This is a genomic window from Desulfonema magnum, assembly GCF_017377395.1.
Classification (GTDB): domain Bacteria; phylum Desulfobacterota; class Desulfobacteria; order Desulfobacterales; family 4be13; genus Desulfonema_C; species Desulfonema_C magnum.
In genome coordinates this window covers 7,243,578-7,262,891 of sequence record NZ_CP061800.1, presented here as the reverse complement: position 1 = coordinate 7,262,891, position 19,314 = coordinate 7,243,578, and the positions used below count along the sequence as shown (strand labels likewise).

Here is a 19,314-nt window from a genome sequence, read left to right as displayed (position 1 = left end):
CGAAAAACACCTGTTTTTGAATTTTTTATGCTGAAATAACAAGAGGATATCATCATATCCGCACCCGACCCGCCATACATCTACATCAGAGGTGTTCCCAAATAAGGCTTTTGAAGCTTTTTGCCATTTTAAGTATCTGTTTTTTATTGAGTCAGAATTTATTTAGGAACAAGTCTGCTGTGGGCAGATTTTCCGGTTTTTTGCTTTTTTGATATGTCTGAAATTTTCCAGGCTGATTCCGAGTACTTGTGAGCAGAGAAAAACAAAGGCATTCAATGCCTGATTCCGTGTGCTTGCCGCGACATTACGCTTGGTTGCCAGCTAAAGAAAGAAACTGCGATATTTCAGTTTTCCTCATTTCCGAGGGATGCGTTTTCCATGGAAGATGACAAACTGTCTGATCCGATCCGATCCGCATAAGTGTCTTTCTGTGCAGACGGAGTAATGTTTTTTACGCATGACCTTCCGGATGTTATTAAGGAATCCTCTATAATTTATAAAAAAATAAAAACAAAAGGTTAAGGATATATATTTTTCAAAAAATCAGATTTTTTTACTCTGATGCTGAAAATTTATATTGCATTCTCTTCCGGCCCATAGTAAAGAGATAAAATTCATTTCTTAAAGAACGAACACTGACTGTCAGCAGACTGAGGCGTTCTCATCCTGTCCATGAAACTGTAAGGAATGAAAAAGCTGAGTATTCAGAAAGTTATGATCTGCTGACAGTAAATGTCATACCTATCTTATTTTTGGGATAAATGCAATAAGGGAATTCAAAATAAATAACATACCCGATACAAAAAATGTAGGGTGGGTGGAGCGAAGCGGAACCCACCGCCCCTACATTTCCGGGTATTTTATTTTTAGGGGAAATCCCTAAAATATTGTCAGAGGATATTATTTTTTATAATAAGCAGCTCGGGAAGAAAACATTATTCCGGCCGGCCTCGGACGCATAATTTTCGGTCCTTATGCAATAATGCGTTTTTCCAAGTCTTAAAAAAAGCCTTCACCGAATTTTTCAAATATAATTTTTGTAATTGAATAAAGATTTGAGTCTCAATAATGTGCTTCTAGGGAGTTAATACTTTGGCAAAAAATCTGATTCACTTAATTTTTAAATACTTACAAATAGTTATCAAATTCATCACTAAATACAATAAACAAATTTGGAGTAAAAATGAATACCAATTCAAGGACTGATCAATTAAATAAAATTAAATGGCTTTCGGATAATCATGCCGATCTTCTTGATGCAAATAAATCACCTTATATTCCAACCTATGGAGATATTACGGAATTAAACACATGTCGTCTGATCATGGATTCCGTTGGTAAGGATTTGCTTGCTGAAATCGCCGAAGATACAATTGATCTGCTTGATACATCTGTGGCTATTTACGAAGCTAACGGGGATTATGCCTTTGGTATGTTCTCCTCTGGTTGGTGTCAGTATTTGGACTTGGCATCCCGTCAACTTTGTAAAACCAATGATAATCAAAAGGCCTTGGTATGTGGTAAATGGCTTTGTCATGAAAATTGTTGGAACGATTCAGCCAAAGTAGCCATTGAATCAGGGTGCAGCACTGATATTAAGTGTGTGGGCGGAATCTGTTTATATTGTGAACCGATTTATTCTGCCGGAAGGGTTATCGGTGCGATCAATATAGGATATGGCAATCCGCCGAATGATTATGAGCAATTAAAACAAGTGGCTAAAAAATTTGAAGTTGATATGGAAGAACTTGTTAAAATTGGAGGGACTTATCAGTCAAGGCCCCAATACATTATAGATTTAGCCAAAAAGAGGTTGAAAGCCTGGGCTCGGTTAATAGGCGACACTGTTGAAAAAGAAGAAGCCAAACGAAAGCTAAAAGAGGCTCAGAAAAGAAATCAGGCTTTGCTTGACCATTCTCCAGTTTGCCACAAAATAGTGGACCTTGATTTCAATCTGAAATACATGAGTGCCAACGGATTTAAAATGCTGAAGCTGGATTATAATGCTGAGGTATATGGCAAACCTTATCCTTTTGAATTTTTTCCTGAAACATTTCAAAAAGCAATGACAGAAAAGTTGAAACATGTAAAAAAGACTGGCGAAATAGTTGTACTTGAGGCACCGGCGAAGGATATTGAAGGTAATGAAGTCTGGCTTGAATCATCACTCATACCTATATTTGATGATGATGGAAGGATTGATTACATAACAGTTGTATCTGCAAATATAACTCAACGTAAAAAACATGAGAAAGAAAAAAAACGATTTGAAGAACAACTCAGACAGTCACAGAAAATGGAAGCTATCGGCACATTAGCTGGCGGTATAGCACATGATTTCAATAATATGCTTGGTATTATAACAGGTAACATTTCATATGTACTTAGCCGTTTGAATAAGGATGATGAATTATACGAGGTGCTTACTGATATACAGGAATCATCAAAACAAGCCCAGGGGTTGACAAATCAACTGCTTACGTTTTCCAAGGGAGGTGCGCCCGTAAAAAAAGTTGCTGATATCAACAAAATAATAAGAGATGCTGCTATTTTTTCAATCAGAGGAGCAGCATCGAAGTGTATTTTTAATTTATCGGAAGATTTATGGCCTGTTGAAGTCGATGAAGGTCAGATAAATCAGGTCGTCAACAACTTGGTGATCAATGCGAATCAAGCTATGCCAAATGGCGGAGCGATTGCCATCTGTACAGAAAATGTGACCATTGAATCTGAAAGCGGTATCCCTCTGCCATCAGGACGATATGTCAAAATTGTTATTGAAGATCAAGGTATTGGCATACCTGAGAAGCATCTTTTAAATATATTTGAACCTTATTTTACAACCAAGCAAAAAGGAAGCGGTCTTGGCTTAACTACCACATACTCCATTATCAAAAAGCATGAGGGCTACATTACTGTATATTCAGAAATTGAAAAGGGAACGGTTTTTAATATTTATCTGCCAACTTCGTTAAATGATTTCAAGGAGCCTAAAGACCAGAAAGAAGCTAAACATAAAGGTCAAGGCAAAATTCTGGTTATGGACGACCAGGAACCCATCTTGAAAATGGTTGGGAGAATGCTGAAGAGCATGGGATATAAAACTGCCTTTTCCGCGGATGGGTCTCAGGCAATTAAAATGTATAAAAAAGCTCAAACAACTGAAGATGCATTTGATGCGGTAATTCTTGATCTTACCGTCCCCGGAGGCATGGGAGGATTAAAAACAATCATTGAATTATTGAAGATTGATTCAAATGTTAAAGCCATTGCTTCAAGTGGTTATTCAAATGATCCCATAATGTCAAATTACGAGGATTACGGTTTTTGCGGGATAGTTCCAAAACCGTATACGAAATCACAATTAGCTGAGATTTTGAACAATATATTTGCTGAAAAATGATTAATTTCCTAAGGAAATGAGCTGCCTATTTATTTTGACTTTTATAGCATCCAAAAAGGTCAACCTATGTTTCATGGAATATCGACTTTTTGGAACTGGAGATAATTAAGATTAAAAAATTTGGGAATTCGGGGGACATAATACTTATTTTTTTGACAAAGAAATAATTGTTGTATATGCCTGCTCGGAGACGATATTAAATCGGAAATTGTCATCCGAAAAGCCGGGCGGAAAGTTGAAATCGGATAAATAAGTATTGTGCCCCCCGAATTTTTTGTGGAAATACAAAAAGGGGTTATGGATAAATTTCCATAACCCCTTATTTTAATCTGGCTGGCTGAGGGACCAGGATTCGAACCTGGGTTAACGGGGCCAGAACCCGTCGTCCTACCACTAGACGATCCCCCACTGAATTTATGAAAAAGTTAGTACATCATAAAATCAGTGAAGTCAAGATAAATTTTCGTTTTTGTCCACAATAAATTGAACCGCTTTTTTCAGCCGTGATAAAACCTTTGTTTTACCAAGCACTTCAATGATTTCAAATATTCCCGGACTCGCGGTTTTTCCGGTCAGGGCCACTCTTACGGGCTGTGCAATTTTACCCAGTTTAAGCCCCGCGGCTTCCATCACCTTTACAAACACGCGCTCAAGGGTTTTTTCATCAAACTGATCAAGAGATTCAAACTCTGTAGCCAATTGTCTTAAAGGTTCCAGGATAACTGGTTTCAGGAATTTTTTTGCAGCTTTTTCATCATAGGAGATATCATCCTGAAAATAGAACTCAGCCCCCTCTGCCATCTCCTTCAGTGTTTTGCTGCGGATATTCAGGGTTTTTATGACCGCTTCAAGATATGTCTCATCATCAGCCTCAATTCCTCTTTCTTTTAAAAAAGGGATGAGGGGGGCAATAAGCTTTTTCGGTTCCGCGACCTTGATATGATCCGCATTAAGGGCCAGCAGTTTTTCCTGATCAAACACCCCGGCCGAGCGCCCGATATTTTCAAGAGTGAATTTTTCAATCAGTTCATCCCTTGTAAAAAATTCCTGATCCCCGTGAGACCATCCCAGACGGACAAGATAATTGATCAGGGCATCCGGCAGATATCCCATTTCCCTGTAAGCAGTGACAGACATGGCTCCGTGACGCTTGCTCAGACGGGTCCGGTCATTGCCAAGCACCATGGGAACATGCCCGAACGCGGGCAGGGAGCTTCCCAGTGCCTTATAAAGCAATATCTGCTTCGGGGTGTTGTTCACATGATCATCCCCCGTATCACCGTGTTAATCCCCATTGTAATGTCATCAATCACAACCACAAAATTATATGTGGGCGTGCCGTCGCTCCGGGCAATGATAAAATCATCCAGTTCCGAATTTTGAAAGACAATATTACCTTTTATAATATCTTCAAGCACAGTGGTTCCCATGAGCGGGGCCTTAAAACGGACAACAGTGTTTTCCCCTTTGGGAAGCCCTTTTTCCCGGCATGTGCCGTCATATCTGGGTTTTCCTCCCGCTTCCATTGCCTTTTTCCTCATCTCGTCCACTTCTTCAGAAGAGCAGGAACAGTAATAAGCGTGACCCGAATCCAAAAGTTTCTGTATATATTCTTTATAAATGTCAAACCGTCGGGTTTGAAAATAAGGCCCCTCATCCCAGTCAATGCCGAGCCATTCAAGGGCATCAAATATGGCGTCAACAGATTCCTGGGTGGAACGCTGAATATCTGTGTCTTCAATTCTGAGGACAAATTTCCCTTTTGTATGGCGGGCGTAAAGCCAGTTAAAAAGGGCCGTTCGTGCTCCCCCCACATGAAGGTAGCCCGTGGGACTGGGAGGAAAACGTGTTACAATTTTTTTCATTTTATTTCACCTTGTTATATAGATTATTACTCGTTAAGACCTGATTTATATTAGTAATAAGTAAAACAGCCAAATTTTTTTTGCAAGCAGAATATTCCATCTGACCATTTTTCACAGACGCTGAAGTTGCAAGTTTTAGCAAAAACGCTTTTAATAACATATTATTTCTGAAAATACAAGAAAACAAAATAAAAAAAATGTGAAAAACTCTTGACAATCTGCTCTATTTAAATTACTAGAATCTAACTTATCTGTTAGTGAATAATATATAAAATATTTATAAATAAAACATTTAGTTAGGAGATTACTTATGGCAGTGCCAAAGCGTAGAACATCCAAGTCAAGACGGGACAAACGGCGCACCCATCATAAAATTGCGGGTATTAATCTGTCCATCTGTCCCCAATGTAATGAACCCAAACTTCCTCATCATATATGCGGAAACTGCGGTACTTATAAAGGACGCGTTGTACTTGAATCCGAAGAAGCATAAATGAAAAAAGGGAACAGACATGGCAGCAGTTGAAACTGAAAACGGAGCCGTTCTCAGAGGGTTGGATGCCGAATCAAGAGAGATGGTAATAGATACTGTCAGGCAGTTAAAAAAACGGCTCCTTACCAGGGAAAAGGTCCTTGAATTTGACAGAAAGGAAATTTTCCCAGAAAACACGATCCGGGAAATACTGGGACCGGATGTCGCGCTGCAACTCCTTTTTATACCCGAAGAATATGGGGGAATGGGGGGCGGCGCTCAGGATTGTTGTGCGGTAACCCGTGAAATGTCCAAGATTTGTTTGGGGATTGCCACGGCTTTTTTTGCCATACAACTGGGTACCGATCCTATACTTGTCGGTGCCACTGAGGTGCAGAAAGAAAAATGGATCGGTGCCATTGCCGAGGGAAACACCATTGTGGCCTATGCCGTGACCGAACCCGAAGCCGGAAGCAATGTGGCAGCCATTAAGACAAAGGCTGAACCGGTGTTAAATGATGCCGGAGAAATCACAGCATATAAAATAAACGGGACAAAGCAGTTCATTTCAAACGGGGGGGCGGCTGATTTGGTCACCGTTCTTGCAAAAACGCCCGAAGGCCCCTCGTTTTTTGTTGTGGAAAAAGGAACACAAGGATTTGTTCCCGGCAAAAGTGAGGAAAAACATGGTATTCGGGCATCCAACACCTCTCCGCTGACATTTACAGATGTGGTTGTCCCGGCCGAGAATCTTGTCGGAAGCGTCCCCGGAAAAGGACTCAAGCAGGCCAACCGGGTTTTCGGATATACCCGTCTGATGGTGGCCTCCATGGCGCTGGGGGCCGGCCAGCGCGCCCTTGAAATTGCCATTCCTTACGCGAAAGAGCGGATTCAGTTCGGAGGCCCGCTTTCGGAAAAACAGGGCTATACCCACAAACTGGTTGTTCCTCATGCGGTTCGGCTGGAAGCCGCGGCCGCTTATTTGGATGAAGTGGCTTTGCGACTGGATTCTTCCGAAGAAGATTTACAGGTGGAAGGTGCCATTGCCAAGTTGTTTACCCCGGAAGTCGCAAACAAAGCCGTTGATGAGGCCATGCAGGCCCTCGGAGGATACGGATACATTTCTGAATTTGAAGTGGAGAAGATAAAAAGGGATGTAAAAATCACCTGTATCTATGAAGGAACCAGCGAGATTCAGCAGAATATCATCAGCACCTTCCGCTGGAAAAAGACTCGGAAAACAAACGGCGAATATTACAATGATATCTGTACTGAAATGGAAGAATCAGAGACCGGTGATATCGGTGCCCGGTTTTATGCGCTTGCAGCCAGCGCACTCAACCACACCATCATGCTGGTTCATGATAACAAACTGACCCGGCAGCAATACATCATGTTTGCGTTGGCAGATATGATGACATATGTGGAAGTCGGCGCAAGCATGGCCCGAAAAGCAATAAGCCTCGAAGAAGCAGATGATCCCAATGCTGAAAAAATCAAAACCATGTCGAGGATTTTTGCAAATGAAGTGGCCCAGATGGTTGCTCAGAACGTACTTAAAATCCTGATGGGATCCGGAGCATTTGATCAGAAAACCATTTCCAAGTTCATGGACTCTGTTTTTTATAACGAACTGATTTCCAGTTACCGGAATATTATAAAAGATATGGACAAGGTGGCGGATATTTTGTTTGAGAGGTGATTGGTGATTGGGACTTGGTGATTGGGGATTGGGCAGTTACAAATCACAAATCACAAATTTCAAATCACAAATTTCAAATCCCAGAGAGGTAATTAATGTCGGAACAAGTTCAGCGTACTATCGTTGTCACGGGCGGCTCAAGGGGGATTGGGAGAGCGATTTGTCTTGCCCTTGCAGGACCGGACACGCACATATATTTTAATTATTTCCCGGCTGATGAAGAGGCTTCCAAAACTGAAAAGCTGATAACAGACGCGGGAGGTATGGCAACCAGCGCGGTCCTCAATGTCGCGTCAGAAAAAGATGTGGAAAGCTTTTTTGACAGAATACTTGATGAAACCGGAAGAATAGATATTCTGGTGAACAACGCGGGTATAACCAGAGACAGCCTCCTGGTCCGTATGAAGGACAAGGACTGGAATGATGTCATAGATATCAATTTGAAAGGTACGTTTTATTGTACCCGGGCCGCGACAAAACCCATGATGAAACAGCGGTTCGGCCGTATTGTGAACATAGCCTCGGTTGTCGGTGCCTCAGGTAATCCCGGACAGGCGAATTATGTGGCTTCAAAAGCCGGAATTATCGGCCTTACCAAAGCTGTCGCACTCGAACTCGCGTCAAGAAATATTACCGTTAATGCTGTTGCTCCGGGTTTTATCGAAACTGACATGACAGCGGCACTTCCGGAGAAAGCAAGAGACGCAATGTTAAGCGGGATTCCTCTGAAGCGCGGCGGAAAACCTGAAGATATCGCTGCCGTAGTTGCATTTCTGGCTTCTGAAAACGCCGCATATATTACTGGCCAGACAATTCATGTGAACGGCGGAATGTACATGTAAATAATTGACAATTGATAATTGGTAATTATCAATTCTCCATTATCAATTATCAATTTTTAAAAAAGGAGACTATTATGTCCGTTGAGGATAAAATAAAAAAAATAATTGCAGAAAAACTGAGTGTTGACATGAGCGAAATCGTGCCGGAAGCTTCTTTTGTGGATGACTTGGGCGCAGACTCACTTGACCTTGTGGAACTGATCATGTCCATGGAAGAGGAGTTTGATATAGATATTTCCGATGAAGACGCTGAAGAGCTGGTCAGTGTCAAAGATGCCATTGATTATGTCAATAAAAACTCATAAGTTGTTATTAACCATTGGACCCTGACGAGTCTTCAGTCAGGAAATGATATACAATAACCAACGAATGACAACCAACGAATGACGAATGACAAATGACAAATAACAAAAACAGGCGGGTCGTTATTACAGGTGTGGGACTTGTCACCCCCTGGGTATCGGTGTGAACGATACATGGAGTGCATTGTGCGCCGGTAAATCAGGTATAGGTGAGATCACCCGGTTCGACGCGTCTGCCTTTCAGACAAAGATTGCCGGAGAGGTAAAAGATTTTCATGCCGGAGATTTTCTTCCTAAAAAAGATGCAAAGCGTATGCGGCGATTTATTGCATATGCTGTTGCGGCCAGCCGCATGGCCCTGGAAGATTCCGGTTTTGTGATCAGCACTGCGAATGAAAACAGAATAGGGGTCTTTACAGGATGCGGTCTCGGGGGGCTTGCATTTCTGGAGGAAAACAGCAGAATTATTGACCAAAAAGGTCCGAAGCGGGTCAGCCCGTTTCTGATCCCCATGCTGATAGGAAATATGGCACCCGGCATTGTTTCCATACAGTGCGGAGCCAAAGGCCCCAATGCTTCGGTCGCGACAGCATGTGCGGCAGGAACCCACGCGGTCGGAGAGGCTTTTGAAATTGTCAAATCAGGCAGGGCCGACGCTATGATAACTGGCGGAATGGAGTCTGTCATCACCGCGACATGCGTGGGCGGTTTCAATGCCATGAAGGCCCTTTCCACCCGTAATGACGAACCGGAAAAAGCATCCAGGCCCTTTGAGCGGGATCGTGACGGATTTATTGTCGGCGAAGGAAGTGGTATTCTTATCCTTGAAACGCTTGAAGGTGCTCTTGAAAGAGGTGCCCGTATTTACGCGGAAATCGTGGGATACGGAATGAGCGGAGACGGCTATCATATGACTTCCCCGCCTCCGGATGGAAACGGGGCCATAAGATGTATGGAGGCAGCTCTTGATGACGCGGGGCTTTCTTATGACATGGTTGATTATATCAATGCCCATGGCACATCAACACCGCTGAATGATCTCTACGAGACAAGAGCGATCAAGGCCGTATTCAAGGACAAAGCGCATTCAGTCCCTGTGAGTTCGACCAAATCAATGACAGGTCATCTTCTCGGAGCGGCCGGCGGCATTGAAACGGTTTTCACGGCACTGACAATCCATGAGGGGATTATCCCCCCGACCATCAATTTCGTAAATCCCGGCGAAGAGTGCGATCTTGATTATGTTCCGAATGTTGCCCGAAAGCAGAATGTGGACATCGCCATGACGAATTCCTTTGGCTTCGGAGGGACAAACGCCACACTGATGCTGAAAAAATATCGTCCGTAAATTAAAGCGATTCTTGTTCTGGAAACTCCTAACACCCGATGTCCGGAATAAACCTGTTTCTTCCTGCGGAACCGAGAAGCCATGATATTTGCGACGGATTCTCTTTTCCGTAGGAATGGCAGGAAAAAAATTTGAACATTGGGTAAAACTGTGATGTATGAATTCCTGTTCATACAGGTTTGGAAATCAGGCATCGCATATCGCCTCTGGCCGGAATCATTTTGGCCGGAACTTTTCGCATCCCCGACCCCGATAGCATTCCTGAGAGAGAATAGTCAGATAATGCCTGTTTTCTAATCACTGATTTTCTCTATGCTAAACTAAAGATTAAAATAAAAAAATTTTATTATGAGTGAGCAAGAAAGCAAAAAATCGGTTATCTTCTCTCCTTCTTCTCAAATTTTGGATCTGATGCTGGATGTGATTCTGGATGTCACGCGGGCAGAATGCGGTTCTGTCATGCTGCTTGATAATAAATTTCAAGAACTTACGATTCGAAGTTCCCGGGGACTGAAAAATAATATTGTTGAACAGGCCCGCGTGCGTATAGGAGAGGGGGTTTCCGGCAAGGTCGCGGCCAGCGGCCAATCTGTTTTTCTCAGAGGACACAGCGGAGATTCTCGGATTGGGATTGACTCAGATGATCTGGTCAATGCTCAGGCGAACACTTCATGGATCCTGCCGATTAAATTTCGCGACCAGACCCTCGGCACAATCAACATCAATTTTGCGGATCCGAACCATAACATCCCGGGCGGACAGGAAGTTATAATAAATGAAATTCTCAACCGTTTCTTCGAATACCTCATTCGGACGGACACCCTGGCGGGCAGACGTAAAGGTGATTCACAGCTTTACATGATGAACATGTTTCAGGAATACCATACACTCCGGGAAATGCGGATTGTTTTCGATTATATCTTCCAACTGACTGCCAATCTTTTGGGAACCCAAAAAAAAGGCGTGATACTTCTCAAAAAGCCCGAGTCCCATTTTTTTGATCTGGTTCTGGGCTATGGCGTTGAAACCAAACAATATCGGGAAGTTTACGAGCAACTGCTTTTCCAACTGAAAAAATCAGAGATTAAATCTGCCCTGAAGATCAGGATATTTAGGAGCAAAGATTTCTCTTTTGTTTCAAAAACTTGTTTTCAGGAAGATTTCTTTATCCTCATCCCCCTGTCCTGTCTGGACAGCATAGAGGGTGATATTCTGCTTCTTTCGGATGAAACACCGCGGCTCGGTGAGTCTGTGAAAAATGCTGTTCATTCAGTTTGTAACGTTGCTGCCAGTATGATCCGAGAATCGGTTCCGGGACAGAAACTCCAGGATATTAGCCTGACTGACAGTCTGACCGGGACTTATAATTACGGGCTTTGGTGGCGACGGCTTCATGAAGAACTGAGCCGGGCGCGGCGTATGAAAGACGCTAAAATTTCACTCATCGTGTTTGATGTGGATCATCTCAACCGCTTTAACCTCACTTACGGCTACCTTATGGGAGATCATCTGTTGCGTATCATTGCCGACCGAATCAAAGGCTGCCTTCGTCCCATTGATATTGTGGGGCGAATCGGAGGAGAGGAATTCGGTGTTGTCCTGGTCGGTGCTGCGAAAGAAGATGCGCTCAGGGTCGGAGAACGTATTTTTAAGTCTGTGTGCGGGATTCCGGAGGACATGCATGTCAAATTGTCATCCCCTCTCACCCTGAGCGGGGGCATGGCCGGATTTCCGGATGATACGGACAGCCCCGGAAAACTGGTGGAAATGGCTAAAACTGCTCTGGTCTCGGCAAAAATCATGGGGGGAAACTGTATTAAACTATTTGAACAGGCAGAGGAGTAAACAAGATATGTTTTCAGTACGAAGCACATCAGGTTCTATTACCATTATTATCGGAGATATGATTATCTGTTATCTGTTTTTCGGGCTTATTCTCCCGTTTCTGGCCTACTCTCCTGAATGGCTAAGTTTAAGCAGTTTGTACGGTTATCTTACATTTTCAGTCCTTACCCTGGTTGTTATTCTCTCTCTCTGTTTTACCCGCCTCTATTCTTTTATGGAGTATATCTATCCTGTTGACCTTATCAAGCGAATTCTTCCCGCTTTTGCACTCTCCTTTGTGAGCATTGCCACCATGGGCTTCTTTATCAAAAGCGTTATTCTGTTGAGCTGGCGTCTGCTGCTTCCCCTTGTTCCGATTTACGGGTGTATGTTTATTTTTCGTTACCTGGTGTTTTATGGCCTGACAAAGAACCGGGAACGGATTCTGATTGTGGGGGTGACGACCCAGGCCCGGGAAATCATTAAGGAATCTCACAGAAAAAGATTCAGAGGATATGAGATCGTGGGTATTGTTACTTCCCAGGAAGCTCAGGTGGCCACCAAAACAGAGGGGGTTTCTGTGCTGGGACTCATGGAAAATGTTCAAAAAATCGTTCAGGAACATACGATTGACAGTATTGTGGTGACATTGCGGGAGCGGCGAGGAAAACTGCCGGTGTATGAACTGCTCGGGTGCAAAGTGAAAAATATTCGTATTGAGGAGGGATTTACGTTTTATGAAAAAATCAAACGTAAGATCATCATAGATGAATTTCTGAAACCGAGCTGGTTTATTTTTGAAACCGGTTTTTTTTATACGTCCATTCATGGATTTGCCAAACGAACCCAGGGAATGATAGTATCGTTTATTCTGCTGACTTTTCTCTCGCCGATTCTGGTTTTGGTTGCGATTTTAATTAAGCTGGAATCCCCGGGGCCCGTATTCTTTCAACAGGAACGGGTGGGGCTTAACGGCAAGCCGTTTCGCCTGCTTAAATTTCGGTCTATGTGTCAGGATGCCGAGAAAATGATTGGGCCGGCTTTTGCTCAGAAAAATGATCCCCGAATAACACGGCTCGGGATGCTGACCCGCAAAATCCGATTGGACGAAGTTCCCCAGTTTATCAATATTTTCAAGGGGGACATGGACTTGGTCGGGCCTCGGCCGGAGCGGCCTGTTTTTGTCAGCCAGTTGGAAAAAATTGTACCTTACTACAACCTGCGCCACGTTGTGCGTCCCGGTCTGACCGGATGGGCCCAGGTAAATTATCCTTACGGAGACAGTTTTGAGGACAGCAGGGAAAAGCTCAAATATGATCTGTATTATGTAAAACATTTTTCCTGGTATTTGGATTTGCTGATTGTATTTCTGACTATCAGAGAAGTTTTATTTAGCAAAGGACGCTGATTGTGGCTGCTTATTATGTCTTACCTTTTGCCTTGTATGTGATTCTGACGCAGATTCCCCCGGCGTTTCCGAGTTATTATCCGTGGTTGTACGCCGCTGTGGTGCTGGTGGTCGGAACTGTGACAGGATACATCCTGATCACCCGGCAACTGATACGTCCGCATAGGAATGTGATTGCAGGCGTAAGTGTCGGGTTGGCAGGGATTGTCCTTTGGATATGGCTGAGTGGTCTGGGGGCGGAGCAGTATGTGATAAGATATTTGCCGGACTGGCTCATACCAAAACCGCGGGCCGCTTTTAATCCGTTTGAGTCTCTCCCGAATCCTGCTGTCTGCCGGGGATTTGTGGGGATACGCCTCATCGGACTGGTTCTTGTTGTGCCTATTGCAGAGGAACTGTTCTGGCGGGGATTCCTGATGCGCTGGGTAATTTCCCAGGACTGGGAAAATCAGGAGATCGGACAATTCACCCCTGGTTCTTTTTTATGGGTGGTGGTGTTATTTACCCTGGCACATCCTGAATGGCTCGCTGCTGCGGTTTACTGCGCGCTCCTCAACGGTCTGATTTATTGGAAACGGGACCTGTGGAACTGTGTGGTTGCTCACGGGGTGAGCAATCTGGGGCTGGGGATTTATGTGCTTGTCACAGGAACCTGGGCCCTTTGGTGATGATTATAAATCCAATACTCCCAGTTCGCCAGTTTCCTCAATGGCCACCTGAAATCCTTTAAAATTTTTAGGTATTATATCAGACACAGCGGACGGAATACATGAAACAAATACGATGATACACTCCGCGCCGTCCTTTTCTCCCTGGCCCACACCTTCAATTCCGTCATATTCTGTCTACTGATGAAAATTTCAGATCGGAATCTCCAAGATGAAGATTGGTCATCTGCAGAGGGGATATTTGCCGGACGGGGCTGCAAATCCTGTCCGGCAAACTAACTTTTTGCTAATATTCCTGACACCGGAAGACATGCCAAAATAAGTACCTAACCATAAGTTTTCGATATCTGTCCAGGGAAGAAACCCGGCTTTTTTTTCCGGAATGATTCGCCGGCCCTGAAGGAAAAACCCGGGTTTCTCCGCTGTTCACGGAAAAAAAGATATAAAAAAATTTTTGATCGGGTACTTACAACTTTGGCACTCCTCCGATTTTAAACCTGTCAGACAGCTTCAGCCGTTGCAAATATCTGCGCCAGTATCTGATCGTTGTCAAATCCCTTCAGACGGATCGCACCTGACCGGCAGGATGCCACGCATAAACCGCACCCTTTGCACAGGACAGGATTAATCTCTGCTTTTCCGGGAAAGAAACGGGCTTCCGCGTCAATAAAAGACGGAGCCGAATACGGACAGATGGAGACACAGACTCCGCAGGAACTGCATATTGCAGGATTGGTCTGAGCCACTGTGCCGCTGGTATGGATGTTTTTCCGGGCCAGAAGCGTGACAGCACGGGACGCGGCTGCTTTACCCTGAACAACAGACTCATCAATGGGTTTGGGATAATGGGCCAGTCCGCAGAGAAAAACACCGTCCGTGGCAAAGTCAGAGGGTCCCAGTTTGGCGTGTTTCTCCACAAAAAAGCCGTCGTCATTTAACGGAACCTTGAAAAACTGCGAGACCTCGTCCACTTTGTTCGGCACAATGGCCGATGCCAGCGTGAGCAATCCTGTCTCGATCTTCAGAGGACACCCCAGAATATGATCCGTAACAGTTACGAAAAGCCTGCCGTCATCCTCAATGACAACTTCCGGTTTGTGGTCAACAGAATACCGCACAAAGATAACCCCTTCTTCCCGGGCCTGTTTATACAGATATTCCCGCTCACCGTATGTTCTGATATCCCTGTAGAGAATATAAATATTCATATCCGGATTCAGGCGTTTTAACTCCAGGGCATTTTCAATGGAATGCGTACAGCAGACCCTTGAACAATAGGGGCGTTCAGGCTCCCTTGAGCCGACGCACTGGATAAATACGGCAGATTCAAGGTCCTTTAAGGATGCATCCTTATCAATAAATTTCTTGTCAAGTTCCAGACTGGTAATGATCCGGGAATCCTTGCCATAGCTGTATTCCGAAGGTTTCAGAGGAGAGGCGCCGGTTGCCAGAACCGCTACGCCGTATTCGAGAAGCTCATCCTTTCCGTTGGAGGAAAGCGTTGATTTAAAGTTCCCCACAAAACCATCAACCGAGGTAAGCTTGGTATCAAGATGCACATGAATCTTTTCATCTTTTTCAATTTCATCTGTAAGCGCAACAAGCTTTTCCTGAATATCATCCCCCTCTACCGTATGAAAAAGACTTAAAGCCTGACCCCCGAGCTGACCACTCTGCTCAATAATATGGGTTTCATATCCCTGAAGGGCAAGACTCTTCGCTGCTGACATTCCGGCAATTCCGCCGCCAATAACCATGGCAGTCTGGTTCACATCAAGTTCGGCTTCTGCGAGCGGTTCCATGAGCGCGACCTTTGACACAGCCATTCGCACCAGGTCCTTTGCCTTTTTCGTGGCAAGATCGGGATTGTTTTTGTGAACCCATGAATCCTGATTCCGAATATTACACATTTCAAACAGATACTTGTTTAAACCGGCATTGATCAGGGTCTCCTGGAACAGTGGCTCATGGGTCTTGGGCGTACACGCGGCCACCACCACACGGTTTAAATTTTTCTCTTTGATAATCTGGGTCATGGTTTCCTGAGTGTCCTGGGAACAGGTGTAGAGATTGTCCATGACATAATCCACATACGGAAGGGTTTTCGCATATTCGGCCACACTCGGGACATCCACCACGCCGGCGATATTGATACCGCACTTGCAGACAAACACGCCTATCCGGGGACGCTCATTGATCACATTGGTCTCAGGTACAGGCGCTTTGGTTTTGGTAAGGGTGTTCCTGGCAGAACTGAGTATCTCTCCGGCAGAGGAAGCAGCCGCGCTGGCATCCACCACGGACTGGGGAATATCTTTGGGACCCTGGAACGCACCCGCGATAAATATTCCTTTTCGAGAGGTTTCCACCGGCTCAAAGGTTTTGGTCTTGCAGAAATTGCCCTCGGTCAGTTCAACCCCGAGTCTGTTTGCCATCTCAACAATCTCCGGCGGTATCTGCAATCCCACGGACAGAACAATCTGGTCGAATATCTCCGTCTGTAGCTCACCGGACTCTGTGATATATCGCACCGAAAGATCATCGCTGCCCTGAACCGAGTCAATACTGTGAACCCGGGTTCTCACAAAGCGGACCCCCTGTGTTTTGGCATTCTCATAATATCTTTCAAAGTCCTTGCCATGGGTCCGCATATCCATGAAAAATATCGCGCAATCCAGATCATCTCCGGCATGTTCTTTGGCAATGACCGCCTCTTTGATGGCGTACATGCAGCAGACCGAGGAGCAATAAGGATTATCACATCGGTTCATATCCCTGGATCCCACGCATTGAAACCAGGCGATCTTCTTGGGTTCCTTGTGATCCGACGGTCTGACAAGATGCCCCAGTGTGGGCCCGGAAGCCGAGAGAAACCTCTCCATTTCCATGGAAGTGATGACATTGGGATGAGTTGCATAGTTATAAGAATCGAATTTTGACGGATCAAATGCCTCAAAACCAGGTGTCAGGATAACAGAGCCGACATTCAGTTCAAGGGTCTCGGGCTGCTGCATATGGGTTATCATTGACACGGCTTCTTTGGAACCACATGCTTCGACACATTGGAAACATTCGCAACAGTAACCGCAGTTCAGGCATCGTGCGGCTTCGGCCCGGCCTGCTTCGTCATCATAGCCCAGTTCCACTTCCTGAAAATTGCTTTTACGCTGTTCAGCAGGAAGTTCGGGCATTTGGGCCCGGGCATGCACTGGCTCATTTTTCGGGATCGGACGGTAATCCGGGTTTTCTTTGGGAACAATCTCCCGGCCCTGTGCCATGTCCTGTCCGTCTATATAGCGGACAATGGATTCGGCAGCCTCCCGTCCTGCGGCAATGGCTTCAATGGCAGTTGCCGGCCCGGTCTGCACATCCCCGCCTGCAAAAATTCCTTCACGGCCTGTCGCATAAGTAAGCGAATCTGCTTCCGTGGTTCCCCACCTGGAAAAACTCAGATCTGTCACATTCTCAACAGGGGAAAGATCCGGGCGTTGTCCGATGGCCGGAATCACCTGATCTGTCTCAATGTCATATTCGCTTCCCGGGATGGGAACCGGTCTTCTTCGGCCGGATGCATCCGGCTCGCCCAGTTCCATGCGGATACATCGGATACCCGCGACGTTGCCATCCCGTACCAATATCTCCTGAGGTGCTGAAAGGTATGTGATTTTGAGACCTTCGACTTCTGCGGCATGGATTTCCTCTTCCCATGCCGGCATTTCAGCACGGGTCCGGCGATAAACAATGCTGACTTCCTCGGCACCCAGCCTGACCGCACAGCGGGCCACATCAATGGCAACGTTCCCGCCGCCGATGATGACCACTTTTTTTCCAACATCTGCTTTGCCGGACAGATTTACTTCGCGTAAGAAATCAACGCCCTGGCGAACCCCTTCTGTGTCTTCGTTCGGAATCCCCAGACTGAGCCCTTTGTGTGCGCCAATAGCAATATATACCGCCTTGTATCCCTGACTGAAAAGATCATCCACAGTCAGTCCCGGGCCGATGGGTGTGCTGGTTCTGATTTCCACACCAAGATTGGTGATCACCTCGATATCCTGGTCCAGAACCTTGCTGGGAAGCCGATGCTCAGGAATTCCCACCCGCAACATACCGCCTGCCTTGGGAGCAGATTCAAAAATAGTTGACAAAACACCTTTTCGGGCAAGGTGATAAGCCGCGGAAAGTCCTGCCGGGCCGGAACCGATGATTGCCACTTTTTCCTGTCTGGACGGCAGACAGTCAATTTTCACATCCCTGGGGTCAAACTGATCCGCAGCCAGTCGTTTGAGGTCCCGGATAGCCACGGGTTCATCAACTTCACACCGCCGACAGGCTTTTTCACATTCATGGGGACAAATTCGCCCGAGTACACTGGGCAGAGGCAGATCGTTCATGATAATTTTCAATGCCTCTTCGTATTTTCCCTGCCCCACCATCTGCACATATCCCTGAACATTCAGGCCAGCGGGACAGGCCAGACGACAGGGGGCCTTGTCAGCTTTCTGTATGGCAAAGGCCCCTGGTATGGCCTGAGCGTATTTTTTATAAATTGCCTTTCTGTCGGCAAATCCCTCATCAAACTCACTGGGTAATGTCACAGGACATACCTCCGCACAGTCGCCGCAGGAGGTACATCTGGAAGGATCAATATAACGCGGTGCCTTGTTTATAAAAACATTGAAATTTCCCTCTGTTCCTTCAACCGTTTCAACTTCTGCACAGGTGATCAGGTTGATATTCAAATGCCGGCCGACCTCGACCAGTATAGGAGAGATAATTCACATGGCACAGTCATTGGTGGGAAATGTCTTGTCCAACTGCGACATCACTCCGCCAATGGATGATGACTTTTCTAAAAGGTGAACATAATATCCCGAATTAGCCAAATCCAGGGCAGACTGCATCCCGGCAATTCCGCCTCCCACAACCAGTACTGACCCAATTATATCCTTAGACATTGTTTCATTCTCCTGATAAAAATTTGTAATGATATATCTGCTAAATTAAATTTTTTTAAAAACAAAATAAACTAAAATTTCTAACCTGTGAAAATGAGCTTGTCAATAAAATTTAACCTTTAGTCTCGGATTTCCGCTGAGAAATTAATTTAAAGTTACTGATTTATAAAAATAATATTTTTGAGATAGGTCTAATAAAGATTATTTTCGACAGCTTATCATCGTGATAGAAAACAGAAGGGACTATCACAGAGGTATTATTTCTGTAACTGTTTGTTTTGAATACTTATGTTTGGATTACATATTTATCAGGGGAAATGCGGCATAAAGTTTTCAATTCCAATCTGCAGGGGTGAATTATCACAGCTCGGGCCAACGGCCCGGAACTGGAACCATTCTAAAATATTCAGCCCTGAAAGTGCGGATTATGAAAAATGGGTATGTCCCACCTTTTACACAAGGACAGGTTTTATGTGTGAAAGGCGGGACACATCCGTTTTTTTGCCACGAAGGCACGAAGAC

The 19,314-nt window shown here is 45.0% G+C and carries 12 protein-coding genes, 1 tRNA gene and 1 pseudogene; 9 read left to right on the top strand and 5 right to left on the bottom strand.

The genetic code is table 11. The features are described 5' to 3' along the window. The first annotated feature begins 1,183 nt into the window (after nucleotides 1-1,183). Nucleotides 1,184-3,403 (top strand): ATP-binding protein, encoded by a 2,220-nt coding sequence (locus dnm_RS27860; protein ID WP_207680144.1) that lies wholly within the window; start codon nucleotides 1,184-1,186, stop codon nucleotides 3,401-3,403. 334 nt (nucleotides 3,404-3,737) lie between these two features. Here the strand turns inward: dnm_RS27860 and dnm_RS27855 are convergent. From dnm_RS27855 to gltX, 3 genes and pseudogenes are all read right to left on the bottom strand, one after another. Further along, a tRNA-Gln gene (locus tag dnm_RS27855) sits at nucleotides 3,738-3,811 on the bottom strand. A 42-nt stretch (nucleotides 3,812-3,853) separates the two neighbouring features. Beyond that, a complete protein-coding gene (locus dnm_RS31485; protein WP_337833627.1) occupies nucleotides 3,854-4,384 on the bottom strand; it encodes a hypothetical protein in 531 nt (176 codons plus the stop codon). Nucleotides 4,385-4,423: 39 nt separating this feature from the next. Then, nucleotides 4,424-5,268: pseudogene (gltX, locus tag dnm_RS31480) on the bottom strand (glutamate--tRNA ligase); the annotation flags it as partial. A 310-nt stretch (nucleotides 5,269-5,578) separates the two neighbouring features. On the opposite strand from gltX, the gene rpmF reads away from it, so the two are divergent. The 8 genes from rpmF (at nucleotide 5,579) to dnm_RS27810 (ending at nucleotide 13,834) form a co-directional block, all read left to right on the top strand. Next, complete coding sequence (rpmF, locus tag dnm_RS27845) at nucleotides 5,579-5,761, top strand: 50S ribosomal protein L32 (protein ID WP_207680143.1); 183 nt, start codon at nucleotides 5,579-5,581, stop codon at nucleotides 5,759-5,761. A 19-nt stretch (nucleotides 5,762-5,780) separates the two neighbouring features. Then, nucleotides 5,781-7,442, top strand: coding sequence for an acyl-CoA dehydrogenase family protein (locus dnm_RS27840; RefSeq protein ID WP_207680142.1), 1,662 nt, complete (start codon nucleotides 5,781-5,783; stop codon nucleotides 7,440-7,442). Between the two features lie 95 nt (nucleotides 7,443-7,537). Continuing rightward, nucleotides 7,538-8,284 (top strand): 3-oxoacyl-[acyl-carrier-protein] reductase, encoded by a 747-nt coding sequence (fabG, locus tag dnm_RS27835; RefSeq protein WP_207680141.1) that lies wholly within the window; start codon nucleotides 7,538-7,540, stop codon nucleotides 8,282-8,284. Between the two features lie 74 nt (nucleotides 8,285-8,358). Then, nucleotides 8,359-8,589, top strand: a complete 231-nt coding sequence (acpP, locus tag dnm_RS27830) for an acyl carrier protein (protein WP_337833589.1) — start codon at nucleotides 8,359-8,361, stop codon at nucleotides 8,587-8,589. Between the two features lie 160 nt (nucleotides 8,590-8,749). Continuing rightward, nucleotides 8,750-9,934 carry a beta-ketoacyl-ACP synthase II gene (gene fabF / locus dnm_RS27825; protein WP_246556122.1) on the top strand — a complete coding sequence of 395 codons (1,185 nt, stop codon included), beginning with the start codon at nucleotides 8,750-8,752 and terminating at the stop codon, nucleotides 9,932-9,934. Nucleotides 9,935-10,282: 348 nt separating this feature from the next. Further along, nucleotides 10,283-11,779, top strand: a complete 1,497-nt coding sequence (locus tag dnm_RS27820; RefSeq protein ID WP_207680140.1) for a sensor domain-containing diguanylate cyclase — start codon at nucleotides 10,283-10,285, stop codon at nucleotides 11,777-11,779. 7 nt (nucleotides 11,780-11,786) lie between these two features. Next, complete coding sequence (locus dnm_RS27815; protein WP_207680139.1) at nucleotides 11,787-13,166, top strand: TIGR03013 family XrtA/PEP-CTERM system glycosyltransferase; 1,380 nt, start codon at nucleotides 11,787-11,789, stop codon at nucleotides 13,164-13,166. Nucleotides 13,167-13,168: 2 nt separating this feature from the next. Further along, the gene (locus tag dnm_RS27810; RefSeq protein WP_207680138.1) at nucleotides 13,169-13,834 is read left to right on the top strand and encodes a CAAX prenyl protease-related protein; all 666 of its coding nucleotides are present in this window, start codon (nucleotides 13,169-13,171) and stop codon (nucleotides 13,832-13,834) included. Nucleotides 13,835-13,837: 3 nt separating this feature from the next. On the opposite strand, the gene dnm_RS27805 is transcribed toward dnm_RS27810, so the two are convergent. Next, complete coding sequence (locus tag dnm_RS27805) at nucleotides 13,838-13,987, bottom strand: hypothetical protein (protein ID WP_207680137.1); 150 nt, start codon at nucleotides 13,985-13,987, stop codon at nucleotides 13,838-13,840. Between the two features lie 347 nt (nucleotides 13,988-14,334). Then, on the bottom strand, nucleotides 14,335-18,792 hold the full coding sequence (locus dnm_RS27800; RefSeq protein WP_207680136.1) for an FAD-dependent oxidoreductase: 4,458 nt from the start codon (nucleotides 18,790-18,792) through the stop codon (nucleotides 14,335-14,337). Nucleotides 18,793-19,314 lie beyond the last annotated feature (522 nt).